This is a genomic window from Nonomuraea glycinis (genome assembly GCF_014646515.1).
In the GTDB taxonomy this organism is placed as follows: Bacteria; Actinomycetota; Actinomycetes; order Streptosporangiales; family Streptosporangiaceae; genus Nonomuraea; species Nonomuraea glycinis.
Genome location: NZ_BMNK01000016.1, coordinates 222,166 through 236,464 on the forward strand (window position 1 = coordinate 222,166; position 14,299 = coordinate 236,464).

Sequence of the window (14,299 nt, forward strand, 5' to 3'; positions counted from 1 at the left end):
CCTCTTCCCCTGCGACTGTTGTCTCGCGCCGGACCACGGCGTACCGAATGACAGTCGACCATCAGGAGCCCGCCATGACCGTCAAGTCCGTGACTCATCTGAACTTCCGGGGCGACGCCCGCGCGGCGCTGGAGTTCTACCGGTCCGTGTTCGGCGGTGACCTCGCCGTCGTCACCTACAAGGACGCCGGGAACGTGCAGGACTCCGCCGAGGCGGACCAGGTGATGTGGGGGCAGGTCGTCACCGACGACGGCTTCCACGTGATGGCCTACGACGTGCCCGCGCGGCTGCCGTACGACCAGGGGGAGAACTCCTTCTTCCTCTCCGTGCGCGGCGAGAGCGCGCAGGAGATCACCGCGTACTGGGAGAAGCTCTCCGCCGGAGCCACCATTGTGCAGCCGCTGGCGCCCGCGCAGTGGGCTCCTCTTTACGGGATGCTCAAGGACCGCTTCGGCGTCGTCTGGGTCATGGACGTCGTGAGCGAGTACAACGGGTGAGCATCACGCAAAGCACACCGAATCACCACATATAGAGGGGAAAGGCCAGAATGAGGATGCGGCGATCGGGCGGCGTGACCGGATGACCGTACTCGACGACCGGGCGCTCAACCGCGCGACGCTCGCCCGGCAGCTGCTGCTCGACCACGCCGACCTGCCGGTCCTGGACGCGGTCGCGCACCTGTGCGGCCTGCAGGCGCAGGAACCGCAGGAACCGTTCGCCGGGCTCTGGTCGCGGTTGCGCGCGTTCGACCCGGCGACCCTGTCCGGCCTCCTGGTCGGGCGGAGCGTGGTGCGCACCCACCTCATGCGCCGTACCGTCCACCTCCTCACCGCCGAGGACGTCCTCGCTTGGCGGTCCCGCCACGACGCCATGCTGCGCCAGCGGGTCCTCGGCGTCTACCGCCACGAGCTCGCCGGCGTGGATCTCGACGAGCTCGCCGCCGCGGGCCGGGCGCTGCTGGCCGACGGCGAGCCGCGCTCGATGAGCGAGGTCGCGCGGGCGCTGGCCGGGCGCTGGCCCGCGCCGGGACCGCGGGCGCTGGGCGAGATGGTGATCGCCGCCCTCGTCCCGGTGGTCCAACTCCCCCCGCGCGGCCTGTGGCGGGCGAAAGCGGGAGTACGCAACCTCCCGCTCTCCTCCTGGCTGGGGCGCGAGATCGACCCGCCGGCCCCGGACGGCTCCGATCCGGTCGGCGAAACGCTGGTACGGCGCTACCTGGCCGCGTTCGGCCCCGCGACCTCGGCGGACCTGCGCGCCTGGTGCGGCCTCACCGGGCTCCCGGCCGCCGTGGCCGCGATCCGGGACGAACTGGTCACCTTCCGCGACGAGCGCGGCCGGGAGCTGCTCGACCTCCCAGAAGCGCCACGCCCCGACCCCGACACCCCCGCCCCGGTACGGTTCCTGCCGGCGTTCGACAACGCTCTCCTCGGCTACCACGACCGCAGCCGGATCGTCGACCAAGCCCACCGCGGCCTGTCGGTCGCCGGCGCGCGCGTCGTCCTGGTCGACGGCCGCGTCGCCGCCACCTGGACCGTCGAAACCGGCACCGTGAGCGTCACCCCGCTGCGCCACCTCTCCCCGGCCGACCGCGCCGCCGTGGCCGAGCAGGGGCGGGCGCTGGCGTCGTTCCTCTCCGACGACGACAGCCACCGCGTACGGATCGCCGCGTCCCCCTGAACTCCTTCGAGCCCGGGACGTTGAGGTCCTGAAGCCCTTCGGGTCCGGGACGTTCAGGTCGCGGACGACAGCATCCCGTCCATGGTCAGTTTCACCAGCCGGTCGGCCTGCTCGGCGGGCATGTGCTCGCGGGTCCACGCGGCGGCGTTCATCAGCGCGTGGACGTCGGCGCTGGTCACGTCCTGGCGGAGCGCGCCGGCCGCCCGCGCCCTGGCGATCAGCCGGTCGCTGATGTCGGCCATGCGCAGGCAGGAGGCATGCAGCTCGGAGCCCTCATCGTCCAGGCCGGCGGCCAGGATCGCGGCCAGCCCTTGGTACGCGGCGGCATGCTCTACCACCGCGTGCACCCACTGGGTGAGCGCGGCTGCCGCCGTGGAGCCGGACTGCAACTCCTCCCCGCGGGCGAACAGGGCCTGGTTGCGGTCACGCAGCAGCGCGCCGACGAGAGCACGACGGTGCGGAAAGTGACCGTACAGCGTGCCGATCGCGACTCCGGCCCGCCGCGCGACTCCCTCCAGCGAGGCGTCCGTCCCCTCCTGGCGGAAGGCCGCGTCGGCCTCCGCCAGCAGCCGTTCGTAGTTGCGCCGCGCGTCGGCGCGCGGCGCACGTCGCCGGGGCTCGCTCATCCTCTCCCCTTACTTAAACTGAGGCATCCTCGATATAGTCTTTTCCGAGGCACCCTCAGCTTAGTGCCGCCGCAGCCATGAGGAGACACCACATGATCTTGGTAACCGGGGCCACCGGCTCCATCGGCACCCATCTGGTACGCCGGCTTCGCCAGGACGGCGCGGCCTTCCGCGCCCTGGTCCGCGACGAGTCCAAGGGCCGGGCGCTGGGCTGCGACTTCGCCGTCGGGGACTTCGAGGACCCCGGCTCGATCGCCGCAGCGCTCGACGGCGTGGACCGGCTGTTCCTGAACAGCGCCGGCGCCCTGCCGGTGGACGGTGCGCAGCCGATGATCCGGCAGCAGAAGACCGCGATCGACGCGGCACACCGGGCGGGCGTCACGCACGTGGTGAAGGTGTCGGTCTGGCACGCCCGGCAGGGGGCGAAGCTCTCCCAGGGCGCGCACTGGGAGATCGAGGAGCACCTGAAGGCCTCCGGCCTGTCCTGGTCGCTGCTGCAGCCCGCCGGCTACATGCAGAACTTCCTCGGCGCCGGCGCGTTCACCCCCGACGGGCACCTGATCAGCTCCTACGCGGACAGCCCCGTCGCCTACATCGACTGCCCCGACATCGCCGCCTGCGCGGCCGCCCTGCTGACCAGGCCGCACGGCGAGAACGAGACCTTCATCCTCACCGGCCCCCAGGCCCTCACCGACGCCGACCTCGCCGGACAGATCTCGGCCGCGCTGCGCCGGACCGTGACCTGCGTGGAGACACCGCCCGACGCGTTGGCCACGGCCTTGAAGTCCCAAGGGCTGCCGCCCTGGTTCGCCGACGACCTCGCCGTACTCGTCAAGGAGGTGGCCGCCGGCTCCCAGGCCACGACCACGACGGCGGTCCACGACCTCACCCGCCGCCCGCCGCGCACGTTCGAGGACTTCCTGACCGCCCACCTGCCCGCCCTGCGAGCACTCACGGCTTCCTCGGCTCCGGCTTGAGCCGGCCTCAGGGAAGCACCCCCTTGAGAGCCGCCTCAAGGATGTCCACGCCGGCGTGCAGATCGTCGTCACTGATCGTCAGCGGCGGGGCGATCCTGAAGATACCCCCCATCCCGGGCAACTGGACGATGTTCATGTGCAGCCCCCGTTCGAGACAGGCCGAGGTGACCGCGGCGCCCAGCTCGTCGGCGGGCTCCTTGCTCTTCTTGTCCCTCACCAGCTCGATGCCCTGGAGCAGGCCACGGCCACGAACGTCACCGACGACCTCGTACCCGTCGCGAAGAGCCAGCAGCCGGCCGTTGAGCTGCTCGCCGAGCTCCGCCGCACGCTCGACGAGGTTCTCACGCTCGATGACGTCGAGCACCGTCACCGCGACCGCGGCCGCCAGCGGATCGGAGACATGCGTGGTGTAGAAGAGGAACCCCCGGTCGTGACAGACCTGCTCGATCTGCGCGGTCGTGATGACGGCCGCCACAGGCAGCCCGGCCCCCAAGGTCTTCGACAACGTGAGAATGTCCGGAGTGACCCCGTCCCGCTCGAACGCGTACATCTCCCCCGTACGCCCGAGACCGGTCTGCGCCTCGTCGAGGATGAGCAGCATCCCCCGCTCATCGCACATCTCCTTGAGGCGACGCAGATACCCCGGCGGCGGCTCGATGATCCCGCCCGAGGACAGGATGGGCTCGATGAGGCACGCGGCGAGGCTCCCCGCCGACTGCTGGTCGACCAGCGCGAAACCGTACGCGAGCTCGGTCTCCCAGTCGTACGACCCATCGGCGGACCGGAACGGCGAACGGTAGGCGTTCGGCGCGGGCAGCGCGAGGTTCCCCGGCGTCGGCGGACCATAACCGCGCCGCCCGGCCGAGAAGGTCGCGGACGCCGCCCCCTGGGTCATGCCATGCCACGAGCGGTCGAAGGAGACGATCTCATAGCGGCCCGTCGCGAGCTTCGCCATCTTGATCGCGGCCTCGTTCGCCTCCGCCCCCGTGGTGAGCAGCAACATCTTGCCCAGCGGGGCGGGCAGCGTCGCGGTGAGCCGGTCGGCGAGCTCCAGCACCGGAGCGCTGAGCATGCCGCTGTAGAGATGGTCCAGCGACGCCACCGCGGCCGATACCGTCGCCACGATGTCCGGATGCGCATGGCCGAGGATGGCGCTCATCTGCCCCGAGGTGAAGTCGAGAATCGCGCGGCCCTGGCGATCGAAGACATGCGCACCGGAGGCACGTTCGATGACTCGCGGGGTGAAGCCGGTCCCATAGCGGATCAGGAGACGGTCCGCCTCATCCCAGAACGCCGTATCCCCAGATGTCGTGTCCATCGCCAACCCCTCTGATCGCGCTCAAGTACCGGATCCCATCTTCAATCGCCGCAACAGAGGTAACAAGCGAACAAACGCGACACCCTTCGGCACGCCCTGCGGTAGGCAGGAGTCATGACGTACGAGATTCATCCGATCGGGGTCGTCGAGTCGCCCCTGACGGATCGCGCGAGCGCGCCGAAGCAGGGCGTGGAGGGTGCTCCCAGCACGTGGCTGACGTTCGATCCCGCGATGGCCGAGGGGATCCGTGATCTTACGGTCGGCGATGAGGTGCTCGTCCTCACGTGGCTGCACCTCGCCGACCGATCCGTCGTGGCCGTGCATCCGCGCGATGACCCGCGGAACCCGCTGACCGGTGTCTTCAGCACCCGCTCCGCCGACCGGCCCAATCCCGTCGGCCTGCACCGCGTCCGGGTGCTCGCGATCGACGGCCTCCGGGTGCGGGTCGCCGACCTCGAAGCCGTCGACGGCACCCCGATCGTCGACGTGAAACCGGTCCTGGACGCGACCCGCTGAAGCGGCGCGATCGTCGCCGCCCCAGCGGGTCGGCGTCCAGGGTCAGTCGTCGGCGCAGATCGCGTAGGCGTACACGCGCCAGGTGGATGACCAGCCGTTGTCGTCCTCGAACGCGGTCACCGTGTACCTGTCGCTCTCGTTGGTGAGGTCCTCCAGGATGACCTGGCCCAGACCGCCCTCGATCATGCCGCCACCACCTGTGATCTTCTGACCGTCCGGGCATCTGGCGTTGACGGTGTTCACATAGTCGGACTGGAACACGCCGATCCTCTCGACGATCTGCAGGCCCGGCAGGGGGTCGGCGCAGATCGCGTAGGCCGTCACGCTCCAGGAGGTCGCGAACCCGGTGTCGTCCTCCCGCGCCACGGCGGCGACGCTCCCGGACAACACTCTGAAGTCGTCGATGCCCACCTGACCGAAACCGTCGTTGATCTTGTAGCCGGCGCCCAGGAGCTTCCTGGCGCCGGTGCAGCGCGCCGAGATGCTGGGATTGGCAGGGTCCGATGCGGGCGTGCTGGTCGCCGGGACGATCTCCAGGCCGGGAAGCGGATCCGCGCAGATCGCCGAGGCGTGCAGACTCCAGGTGTTCGAGGTGCCGTCCTCGTCCACCGCGGCCGCGACGTAGAGGTAGTAGATGCCCTGCGAGTTGACCCCGGGCCGCATCTCCGTGATCCGCACATCGCCTCCGCCGCCGGCGACCCACGCGCCCGTGCCGATGATCTGCTGTCCGGGATCGCAGGAGGCCGTCACGGCCTTGTTCGCGACGCTGGGCGCTGTGGAGGCATCGACGACATCCCTGTTCGGGATGTCGGCCGCCGCCGGAGTGGCCGACAACGTCGCTGTCAGCATCGAGGCGGCGAAGAACCCCACCGCCATGAGAATTTTTCCTACCGAGATGTCTGGCATGCCAAGCCCCATCTGCTGGACACCCTGGCCGCACCACGGGACAGGCGTGTAACCAGCACGATGCTTTTCCCGCGTACATCACGCCGCGCCCTTTGACACACTCGGCGCTGACAGTAGGGGCATCGGGCCGTTGTCGCTGTTGGCTTACCGGTTGATCGGCGAATTTCTCAGATCCGCCGCCCTTTACATTGTAGATTCATCATGTACGTCACGACGCGCGCCGGGCGGCGCAGTCTCACCGCAGCCCGGCGCACCACAGGAGTACGCCCTCGCCAAGCCTTCACCTGTGCCCTAGTGGGCGGCCTCGTACTTCTCCACCACCGTGGAAGCGATCCGGCCTCGCTCGCTCACCGGCAGGCCCTGAGTCCTGGCCCACTGCCGGATCTCGGCGGACTTCTCCCGGCTCATGGCACGAGCGGAGCCGATGGCCCCGCGCCGGCCTCGGCCGGCTCGCTCACTCCGGACCGCGCGAGCTTTGTTGATGAAGGGCGACAGCGCCTTGCGCAAGGCTTCCTCGTTCTTCTCCCCCAAGTCGATCTCATACGCGACGCCGTCGAGACCGAACTTGACGATGTTCTCCGACTCCATCGCGCTTCCATCGACGTCGTCAATGAAAATCTCTTGAATCCGCTTAGCCATGTGCCGAACTCCATGCTCGATAGGATTTTTTGGCTACTGTAGCGCTCTTCAGTAGAACAGGCGCCACCCAGAACCTTAGTGCCCGTCAAACAAGCGGGCGAACTGCCGCTGAAGCGTGAAGTCGCCCACCCCCGCACCTGCATAGCAGGGGGGTCGTATGGCCGAACTGTGTTAGCGCATCGGTGGGACAAGCCGCCCGGAAGCCCTTAACTCCATACACTCACGCGTACTCGTGGCGTATCACACCGGGCGCTGACCAGCACCGGTAAGCCAACCACCGGCTCGGCGACGCGTACGGGCGTTGTCGCCAGTACGGTGCCGCGGTCAGCGCGGACAGGCCACCACCGAAACGGTCCCGCGCCCGGCCGGGCAAAGGCTCCTCACGGAGTCGTCGTGCAGACGATATCCCATCGGCAGATCATCACGATGGGGACCACGCTATAGAAGTTGAATTCAAACGATTCGCCACGGCCCGCACGTTGTTCCGTACGCCAGGGACACCAATCGGCGTACCGGCAGGGGGTTCCGGCTCCATCCCCCGGCGCCGGAGCCGTGGAAAAGGCAGTTCTCGCCGGAGCCGGGGTCGACGCCGCGGCTTTCACGATCTCGGACGTGGTCGACGGAAAAGGAACGTCCGCGACCGGGGGCAGCCGGCGGCCCTGTATGAGACCGGCGCTTGCGGCCTGGGCCCCAGGCTGGAACATGAGAAATGCACGGCTGCCGAGCCCTCAGAATCCTTGATCGACTTCGGGGCGTCGGCTGGCTAATCTGAGGGCTTCTCCCCGCCAAGCCCCCAGGAAGTGGCCCGTGCCCCGTCGTCACCGCTTCGGTATTCCCGCCCTGCTCATCACGGGTTTGTACGTCGGCGCGCTGGCGGTCACCGCCGTGATCGCGCTGACCACCGGCGACCTCGGCGCGTTGTGGCGGTTGACCCTGTTCACAGGGGTGGCCCAGGGCGTCGCGGTGACCTGGCCGAACACGCTCATCCTGGTCGTGGCCGGCCTGCCGTGCGCCTGGGCGCTGTGGCAGAGTCTGCGCGGACCGCTGACGGGACCGGCACCCGAGCTGGACCGGGATACGCGGCGGCTGCGGATGGGGCTGTACGCGGCGGCGGCGTCCTGGGCGTGCTACGCCCTGGCACCCACCTGGCCCTGGTGGGCGGTGGCGCTGGACGCCGCGCTGATGTGGGTCGTCGTGGTGCTGTTCCAGCCCGTTCTGGGCAGCCGGCTGGAGCACGCGGATCACGCGCGGGCCGCCGGCGTGGTGGCCTACGGAGGCGCCGCCGCCATCGAGGTGATCGACGTCCTCAACTGGCCGTTGCCCGACTGGCTGCCCGTGATCTGCGGCCTGGCGGGCCTGATTTGGATGGTGCTCGTCCTGCGAGCACAGCGGCGCAGCGGCCGCTGGCAGCAGGCCACGGTCAGGTACGGCGTCGCCGCCTTGGTGGCTCCGGTGCTGCTCACGGTGGTGAGCCTGCCGCTCGCCACGGACACGAACGTCTACGGCGACGTCGCGTCGGCGGCCCAGGTCCTGATGGTGATCTGGCTGGCCCGCTCCGCCCACGACCTCGCCGATCCCAGCGCCGAACCGGTCCCGTCCGCGTCCTCACCCGTCGGCGCGGAGCCTCCCCCGGCTCAGTGATGACCGCCGGTGGGCCACGGCCCGTCTCGTGGCCGTCGCGTAGGAGCGGAGCATCTCCAGGAACAACCCGATCACGACCATGCCCAGGACTCCGTGGTGCCACTGCCAGCCCACACCGAGGCCGACGAACCCGTCCACGATCATGATCCCCGCGCCGCCGCCGACAGCCGCCAGCATCCCGGCCAGCACGAGGAGCATCAACGTTCTCGGCACCCTGCGTCCCAGGGCGGTGACCGTGGCGATGGCGACGCACGCGCCCAGCACGCCGGACGCGGTCGCGAACCACTGCGCGGTGGCCGGGTCCAGGAAATAGCCCGCCGCCTCGGCGGCCGACACGGGCGGGCCGCCCGGGAACCCGAGCCGGGCCTGCAGCGCGAAGGCGGCCTTCCCCGCGGCGTACCCGAGGAACAACACGGCCACCGCGTACGCCGGCCACCTGCGCGGACGATCTGAATCAACCATGACTGTGACCGTAGAAGCCGCACACCGGACATCCCTCCCCCCAGCGAGCCAGACGCCTCCCCTACAGGGGTGAACTCCCCCGGCCTCGGGGTTGGAGAACCCGCGGACAGCCATTGGCGTTACCCGCGAGTAACTTAGCCGCCTCGAGGAAGCCGGTGACGACGCCCTCGTCCGGGTGGTCACCCCGACCGATGGGCACCCCCGGTTGTCGGTGGAGAAGCTCGGCGCGCTCGGCGAGAGCCCGTCGCTGAAGTGGCTGCGCGCGGCCTGCCAGGCGATGCTGCCCCGCATCGACCTACCCGAGCTGCTGCTGGAGGTGCACTCCTGGACCTCCTTCCTGGACGCCTACGTGCACCTGGCCGACATCTCCACCCGCATGCACGACCTGCCGAGAAGTCAACGGCCTCGGCGGGCAGCATCCCGGACTTCAGCTCCTCAGCCTGATGAGCAACTTCCTCAAGACTGAGCTCGAGCTCGGCCACTGCCTGCGCCTACCAGCCGAAGGCCCCTGCGAGTGCGACCTCTACCTGACCTGCGCCAAGTTCGTCACCACCCCGGGCTACGCCCCACGACTCCGGGCCCGCCTGGAGGTCGAACAGCAGCTCGTCCAGGACGCCGACGAACGCGGCTGGACCCGCGAGGTCGAACGGCACACCGCGGTCGTCCGCCGTCTCACCGGCCTGCTCACCGACCTCGGCGAGACCACCGGGTGACGGCAACTCTTCAGGAAGGCCATCATGCACGTCGACGGACTGAGCGAGCCGATCACATCCATCGCGAGCCCAAAGCATGCTCGATGCGTAGCGCCGACGAAGGAGGTGCTGCGAACCCACCGCTCGGGTTGATGTCACCCGAGGAAGTAACTGAGAGTTGCATCTGGAATCTTGGACCCGTAAGTGGCGCTCACCAGCAGCGGAGGTCCCCGGTGCCAGAGGAAATCGTGTCGACGGCGACCGATACGTGGTCGGCGGACTCCTGCAAGGCGCTGACGCTCAGCTCGAAGAAGTGCGCGTCGGTCCGCATGAAGGGGGCCGCCTCGTAGTACCGCTTGATCTCCTCGGGTGGGCGTTCGGTGCGGAGGCTGAAGGCGAAGCCGGCCCAGCAGTCGCCGGAGTCTCCGGTCACGGGCCCCTGAGGTTCGGACCCGCCGAACGTCGTGCCCGGTGGCAACGGATGCTTGAGGGCTCGATTCTCAAGGCTTGCCAAGCGGTGATCGGTGATCCACTGGGGGGCCATCGCGGCGGCGTACATCAGGACGAAAGGCGTGGCGGCGATGGCCGCCACGAGTGACACCCGCTTCAGAGCAGATGGCCGGGAAGTCTCACCAACAGGTCGCACTCGCCAATGATCACATAAGAGTCGCAGGCCCGCGCTGGTTCATTTCTGCGAGCACTGAACGTAATCGATGTTACTCAGCGCTAGCTTGCGTCCGGTCGGGCTGACCCGAGTGGTGGGCCTTGCGCGGCGATCGCCCCCAGCCTGGCAGGCGGGTACCGGAGTGATGGCGATCGGGTGGCCTGAGCGGGCGACAAGCCTTGACAGTGTCCATATAAATTCGGACATGGTGTTCGGGATCTTCTCCATGCTCGGCTACCGGTTCGCGCCGCGCTTCGCCGACCTGGGCGACCAACGGTTCTGGCGCGCCGACCTGCCCGACGGGAGCACGCCGGTGTACGGACCGTTGGAGGCGATCGCTCGCAGCAAGATCAACCGGCAGAAGATCGCTACGCAGTGGACGGACATGACCCGGGTCGCTGGATCGCTGGTGACCAACCAGGTGCGCGCCTACGATCTGCTGCGCATGTTCGCACGTAACGGGCGCCCGACCCCGCTCGGGCAGGCGTTCGCCGAGTACGGCCGCATCGACAAGACCCTGCACCTGCTGTCCATCCTGGACCCGATCGACGACACCTACCGGCACAAGCTCAACAAGCAGCTCACCGTGCAGGAGTCGCGGCATCGGCTGGCCCGCAAGATCTGCCATGGCGGCAACGGGCAGATCCGGAAGGCATACCGTGAAGGGCAAGAAGATCAACTAGCGGCTCCTGGTCTTGTCGTCAATGCGGTCGCGCTGTGGAACTCGAAGTATCTGTCGGCCGCCGTCGACCGGCTGCGCGCCCAGGGCGTGCCGGTCAAGGATGAGGATGCCGCCCGGCTCAGCCCGCTCGGCCACGCCCATGTCAACGTCCTGGGCCGCTATGCCATCGCCTCTTCCGCCCCGGCTGAAGGCCTGCGCAGGCTTGGCGAGATCCCCGACCTGCCCCATGGCGGGGGTGGAGGGGACCATCGGCGCGCGCGAGCGGCAGCGCCTCCGTGCGGCGGAGATACGGCTGCCGGACCGGTAGGAGGCCAAACGCCGAGCCGCGCTCGGCCGCCGGGCCGATGCCCGGCACTCACCGACGAGGGGCGGTGCTCGGTCTACCCGATTTCGAATTGCTCCCGCTCGCCGAGGTCCACGCACTGGTGGAAGTGGTGATAAGGAGCCGACCGATGCCCGGGCCATGCCTCGCGCAAGCCGCCAGGCGGCCCAGCTCCGCCGTCCGGCGGGGGCCCCGGCCACAACCCCAAGCCCCTGCTGGGCGGAGTTGGCCCGCCGGCTCGAACGCCCGACCCGGCACACGATCACCGAGCCGGGTCGACTGGCCAGGGAGCTGGCGGCGGTGCGGGCGCAGGGGTACGCGCTGACGTACGAGGAGATGACGGCCGGCTCGTGCTCGGCCGCCGCTCCGGTCGTCGTGGCCGGGCGGCCCGTCGCTGCGCTGGGCATCGTGCTGTCCGCGCGGCGCGCCCGCGAGCTGCCCCGCCTGGTGGAGCCCCTGCGCGCCGCTGCGGCCGGCATCGCCGGGGCCTACGAGAGGTAGGCCCCGGCTCCCTGGGACGCTATCCCGCCGGCTCGACGACGGTGACCACGTGATTGGTGCTCGTTCCCTTGACGGTCGAGCTCCCGACCAGCGTGACGGTGTAGGTGTGCGTCCCGGCCGTGGCCGGCGTGTCGGTGAAGGCGAACGTCCCGTCGGTGGCGGCGGCCAGTTTCTGACCCTTGGTGGTGACGGTGCCGTCCGGCGCGACGGCCCTGCGGCTGACGGTGACCGTCGTGCGCGGGTAGACGACGCCCTCGGCGGCAAAGGTGCCGCTGAACTCCAGCAGCTCGCCGACGGCGCCCGTCGCGGGCCCGGTCACGGTGAGCGCCGGTTCGTACCTGGCCACCGTGACGGTCGCTGTCGCGTAGGCCCCGTCATACCAGGAGTTGCCCGGCCAGGACAGGCGATACCTGAACGCCCCGATGCCCGGTGGGGTGTCGGTGAACTCGTAGGTCCCGTCCGCCGCTGTGGTGACCTCCCGGAAGGGCCGGTCGGTGCCGTCGGGGAGCCAGCTGTACAGTTCCAGCGTCTGCACGCCGGGGGTCGCCCCGGTGCTGAGCGTGAGCCGTCCGCCGATGGTCAGCGGCTTGAGCGCGTTCGCCTCGGCGGGCGCCGTCAGGGTCAGGGCCGAGGAGTGGTACGGCGCGGACGGCAGCCGCCAGAGGTGCATGCGCCCGGTGCCGGGCTCCTTCAGCACCGCGAAGGTGTAGATGCCGTAGAAGCCGATGCTGCCCGGCACCAGCGCCTTTCCCTGGTGGCCGGCCGTGTAGATCACCTCTCTCGTGGTCGCGTCGTAGACCACGAGCTCCGCCGCGTCACCCGCGGCGGAGTTCCAGCCGCCCACGACGTAGTGGCCGTTCTCGCTGGCCGCGACGGTGGCGGCCAGTTCGTGCCCGGCCGGCCCCTTCTCGTCGTAGGCGTGGGCCCGGTCGAAGGTCGTGGTGTCCCAGGCGTCGAAGCGGTGGGCGCCGGACGGCACCGGCAGCACCGCCGACCCTTGGTAGGCGAGGGCCAGGTCCTCCAGAGGCGGCAGCCCGTCCGCGTCGCCGAGGATCTCGCCGAGCGGGTTGCCCGGGTCGCGGTTGACGTCGTACAGCCTGACGGTGGCGGGGCTGACTCCCGGCTCCGACACGGCGAGGAAGGCGCCGGCGACCGCGACCAGCGGAGGCCGGGTCGTGGCCGGCCCGACCTTGACGAGGATGGGGGTGGCCCGCACATCGAGCGCGACGACCCCTCCCTCACCCGCCCCGCCGCAGCCGTATCCGATCCACAGCCGGTTGTGGGCCTGCGCCAGCGTGGACGGGCACGGATACGCGGACAGATCGATGCGCCGGGTGACGGCGACCGTGGCGGTGTCGATCTCGATCACCTCATGCGTGCCGCTCAGCGTCGCGTACACCTTCCTGGCGCCGTCCGGCGCGGACAGGGCGGTGACTCCGGACAGGCCGCCGATCGTGGTGACGGCCTCGCCGTCGAGGTGCGTGACCACGATCCGGTCGTCGGCGGCGACGAAGACCTTGCCGTGGCCGGCCACCAGGTCCCCGCCCTTGCCCGCGACCCCGAGGTCGGCGACGAGATCGGCGGCCGCGACGGCGGGGGCTGGGGCGGCGAGCAGGCTCGCCGCCAGGAGCAGGGACCCGGCCGAGGCGACTAATCGGCCGATGCGTTCAGAGGCTGATGGACGCACATGCACTCCGTTCCGAAAGACGATCTTCTTTCTTCGAACGTATATTCGCATGTAGCGGCATCGCCGTGAAGGGCTAGTCGCCGAGTTTCTGGATGCGGTCCTTGAACAGGGTGGTGGCGATGGCCGCCTTGTGCGGCTGGCCCTTGAGGAAAGCCTGCGCGAAGCTCTTGGCCTGGTCGTAGGAGACCTTGCCGGGCATGGGCGGCTCGTTCGGGTTGACGTCCACGTCCACCAGCGCCGGGCCGTCGTGGGTCAGCGCCTGCGCGATCGCCCCGGCCGCGTCGCCGGACTCGGTGACCTTGGTCCCGAAGCCGCCGCACGATCTGGCCCAGGCGGAGAAGTCGGCCTCGGGGGTGCCAACTTCCCCGGTGGTGCACCCTCGGTACCGAGCCAGCCGGAAGGAATATCCCGAGCCCGATCCGGTGGCGGCCGCCGCTGATGCCGATCGGATTCGGTTCTTTGAGCAGGCATTCGAATGGGAACAGATGACCTTCACCTTCTTTCCCTACTGGTGGGGTGCAAAGCCCGACTGGAAAGACCGGGCGCTGCTGGACGACGTCGACGACCTCTTCGTACACTTCCTGCGGGCCGGAGCAGCCCGGGTTCTGGTCCCCGTACGGCCCAGTTACGAGCAGACCGTTCTGCACTACATCGAGAGCGGGCAGCTGTGGATCGACGGCGATCCCCCGCCCATCACCAGCGAGCGTTACCTCCCCATGCTCGAAGAACTTCGGGCGGCCGAGAACTTCCCCCCTGCAGGAGGTCCCGTGGGCGACCCATGGGAGGTCCGCGTGCCGACGACGCTGGTCCACCTGCGTGCCGACAACACGCTGCCGAAGTGAAAAAAGGAACAGGATGGCATTTGGGCCGAGGTCACCGCTGCCGACGTCCCTACCCCCGGGGTCATTGCTGATGATTCCGAAGACTAACCTCGATCTTTCACGATCTTCGTATGGTCAGGTAAGCGGTTCGGCTGGGGGTTGATTTCA

17 protein-coding genes and 1 pseudogene are annotated in these 14,299 nt (G+C 69.3%); 10 read left to right on the forward strand and 8 right to left on the reverse strand.

The annotated features are described in order from the left end of the window. Positions 1 to 74: 74 nt before the first annotated feature. Both IEY87_RS35215 and IEY87_RS35220 read left to right on the forward strand, forming a co-directional pair. Positions 75 to 497, forward strand: coding sequence for a VOC family protein (locus tag IEY87_RS35215; protein ID WP_189143140.1), 423 nt, complete (start codon positions 75 to 77; stop codon positions 495 to 497). 82 nt (positions 498 to 579) lie between these two features. Beyond that, positions 580 to 1,677: a winged helix DNA-binding domain-containing protein gene (locus IEY87_RS35220; protein ID WP_189143141.1), complete on the forward strand. Its 1,098-nt coding sequence runs from the start codon at positions 580 to 582 to the stop codon at positions 1,675 to 1,677. 53 nt (positions 1,678 to 1,730) lie between these two features. On the opposite strand, the gene IEY87_RS35225 is transcribed toward IEY87_RS35220, so the two are convergent. Further along, entirely contained in the window at positions 1,731 to 2,303 is a 573-nt protein-coding gene (locus IEY87_RS35225) for a TetR/AcrR family transcriptional regulator (protein ID WP_189143142.1), read from the reverse strand. A 92-nt stretch (positions 2,304 to 2,395) separates the two neighbouring features. Here IEY87_RS35225 and IEY87_RS35230 point away from each other — a divergent pair, with 92 nt between their 5' ends. Beyond that, positions 2,396 to 3,280: an SDR family oxidoreductase gene (locus IEY87_RS35230; protein ID WP_189143143.1), complete on the forward strand. Its 885-nt coding sequence runs from the start codon at positions 2,396 to 2,398 to the stop codon at positions 3,278 to 3,280. Between the two features lie 7 nt (positions 3,281 to 3,287). On the opposite strand, the gene IEY87_RS35235 is transcribed toward IEY87_RS35230, so the two are convergent. Further along, a complete protein-coding gene (locus tag IEY87_RS35235; RefSeq protein WP_189143144.1) occupies positions 3,288 to 4,598 on the reverse strand; it encodes an aspartate aminotransferase family protein in 1,311 nt (436 codons plus the stop codon). A gap of 114 nt (positions 4,599 to 4,712) precedes the next feature. On the opposite strand from IEY87_RS35235, the gene tsaA reads away from it, so the two are divergent. Beyond that, on the forward strand, positions 4,713 to 5,114 hold the full coding sequence (gene tsaA, locus IEY87_RS35240) for a tRNA (N6-threonylcarbamoyladenosine(37)-N6)-methyltransferase TrmO (protein WP_189143145.1): 402 nt from the start codon (positions 4,713 to 4,715) through the stop codon (positions 5,112 to 5,114). A gap of 42 nt (positions 5,115 to 5,156) precedes the next feature. Here tsaA and IEY87_RS35245 read toward each other — a convergent pair whose 3' ends face one another. Together IEY87_RS35245 and IEY87_RS35250 are read right to left on the reverse strand one after the other, a co-directional pair. After that, positions 5,157 to 6,020, reverse strand: a complete 864-nt coding sequence (locus IEY87_RS35245; RefSeq protein WP_189143146.1) for a hypothetical protein — start codon at positions 6,018 to 6,020, stop codon at positions 5,157 to 5,159. A gap of 291 nt (positions 6,021 to 6,311) precedes the next feature. Then, positions 6,312 to 6,659: a histone-like nucleoid-structuring protein Lsr2 gene (locus tag IEY87_RS35250; protein WP_189143147.1), complete on the reverse strand. Its 348-nt coding sequence runs from the start codon at positions 6,657 to 6,659 to the stop codon at positions 6,312 to 6,314. An 807-nt stretch (positions 6,660 to 7,466) separates the two neighbouring features. On the opposite strand from IEY87_RS35250, the gene IEY87_RS35255 reads away from it, so the two are divergent. Then, the gene (locus tag IEY87_RS35255; protein ID WP_189143148.1) at positions 7,467 to 8,300 is read left to right on the forward strand and encodes a hypothetical protein; all 834 of its coding nucleotides are present in this window, start codon (positions 7,467 to 7,469) and stop codon (positions 8,298 to 8,300) included. Here IEY87_RS35255 and IEY87_RS35260 read toward each other — a convergent pair. Beyond that, a complete protein-coding gene (locus IEY87_RS35260; protein WP_189143149.1) occupies positions 8,265 to 8,762 on the reverse strand; it encodes a hypothetical protein in 498 nt (165 codons plus the stop codon). The genes IEY87_RS35255 and IEY87_RS35260 overlap by 36 nt on opposite strands. Before the next feature lie 175 nt (positions 8,763 to 8,937). Between IEY87_RS35260 and IEY87_RS35265 the strand changes: the two genes are divergently transcribed. Both IEY87_RS35265 and IEY87_RS35270 read left to right on the forward strand, forming a co-directional pair. Beyond that, a complete protein-coding gene (locus tag IEY87_RS35265) occupies positions 8,938 to 9,228 on the forward strand; it encodes a hypothetical protein (RefSeq protein ID WP_189143150.1) in 291 nt (96 codons plus the stop codon). Further along, positions 9,206 to 9,475: a hypothetical protein gene (locus IEY87_RS35270; protein WP_225277945.1), complete on the forward strand. Its 270-nt coding sequence runs from the start codon at positions 9,206 to 9,208 to the stop codon at positions 9,473 to 9,475. Before IEY87_RS35265 ends, IEY87_RS35270 begins: the two co-directional genes overlap by 23 nt. 190 nt (positions 9,476 to 9,665) lie before the next feature. Here IEY87_RS35270 and IEY87_RS35275 read toward each other — a convergent pair whose 3' ends face one another. Continuing rightward, a complete protein-coding gene (locus tag IEY87_RS35275) occupies positions 9,666 to 10,055 on the reverse strand; it encodes a hypothetical protein (protein ID WP_189143151.1) in 390 nt (129 codons plus the stop codon). 262 nt (positions 10,056 to 10,317) lie between these two features. On the opposite strand from IEY87_RS35275, the pseudogene IEY87_RS35280 reads away from it, so the two are divergent. Continuing rightward, positions 10,318 to 11,004: pseudogene (locus tag IEY87_RS35280) on the forward strand (Tn3 family transposase); the annotation flags it as partial. A gap of 259 nt (positions 11,005 to 11,263) precedes the next feature. Further along, positions 11,264 to 11,623, forward strand: a complete 360-nt coding sequence (locus tag IEY87_RS35285) for an IclR family transcriptional regulator domain-containing protein (protein WP_225277946.1) — start codon at positions 11,264 to 11,266, stop codon at positions 11,621 to 11,623. A gap of 19 nt (positions 11,624 to 11,642) precedes the next feature. Here IEY87_RS35285 and IEY87_RS35290 read toward each other — a convergent pair whose 3' ends face one another. Further along, positions 11,643 to 13,310, reverse strand: coding sequence for a hypothetical protein (locus IEY87_RS35290; protein WP_189143152.1), 1,668 nt, complete (start codon positions 13,308 to 13,310; stop codon positions 11,643 to 11,645). A 73-nt stretch (positions 13,311 to 13,383) separates the two neighbouring features. Then, positions 13,384 to 13,806: a thiamine pyrophosphate-dependent enzyme gene (locus tag IEY87_RS35295; protein WP_189143153.1), complete on the reverse strand. Its 423-nt coding sequence runs from the start codon at positions 13,804 to 13,806 to the stop codon at positions 13,384 to 13,386. Between IEY87_RS35295 and IEY87_RS35300 the strand changes: the two genes are divergently transcribed. Further along, positions 13,796 to 14,152, forward strand: coding sequence for a hypothetical protein (locus IEY87_RS35300; RefSeq protein ID WP_189143154.1), 357 nt, complete (start codon positions 13,796 to 13,798; stop codon positions 14,150 to 14,152). The genes IEY87_RS35295 and IEY87_RS35300 overlap by 11 nt on opposite strands. Positions 14,153 to 14,299 lie beyond the last annotated feature (147 nt).

Coding starts and splice junctions, on each gene's coding strand:
- IEY87_RS35260 (WP_189143149.1), bottom strand. CDS start 8,762: ATGGTTGATTCAGATCGTCCGCGCAGGTGGCCGGCGTACGCGGTGGCC.
- IEY87_RS35215 (WP_189143140.1), top strand. CDS start 75: ATGACCGTCAAGTCCGTGACTCATCTGAACTTCCGGGGCGACGCCCGC.
- IEY87_RS35220 (WP_189143141.1), top strand. CDS start 580: ATGACCGTACTCGACGACCGGGCGCTCAACCGCGCGACGCTCGCCCGG.
- IEY87_RS35225 (WP_189143142.1), bottom strand. CDS start 2,303: ATGAGCGAGCCCCGGCGACGTGCGCCGCGCGCCGACGCGCGGCGCAAC.
- IEY87_RS35270 (WP_225277945.1), top strand. CDS start 9,206: ATGAGCAACTTCCTCAAGACTGAGCTCGAGCTCGGCCACTGCCTGCGC.
- tsaA (WP_189143145.1), top strand. CDS start 4,713: ATGACGTACGAGATTCATCCGATCGGGGTCGTCGAGTCGCCCCTGACG.
- IEY87_RS35235 (WP_189143144.1), bottom strand. CDS start 4,598: ATGGACACGACATCTGGGGATACGGCGTTCTGGGATGAGGCGGACCGT.
- IEY87_RS35285 (WP_225277946.1), top strand. CDS start 11,264: ATGCCTCGCGCAAGCCGCCAGGCGGCCCAGCTCCGCCGTCCGGCGGGG.
- IEY87_RS35250 (WP_189143147.1), bottom strand. CDS start 6,659: ATGGCTAAGCGGATTCAAGAGATTTTCATTGACGACGTCGATGGAAGC.
- IEY87_RS35230 (WP_189143143.1), top strand. CDS start 2,396: ATGATCTTGGTAACCGGGGCCACCGGCTCCATCGGCACCCATCTGGTA.
- IEY87_RS35245 (WP_189143146.1), bottom strand. CDS start 6,020: ATGCCAGACATCTCGGTAGGAAAAATTCTCATGGCGGTGGGGTTCTTC.
- IEY87_RS35300 (WP_189143154.1), top strand. CDS start 13,796: ATGACCTTCACCTTCTTTCCCTACTGGTGGGGTGCAAAGCCCGACTGG.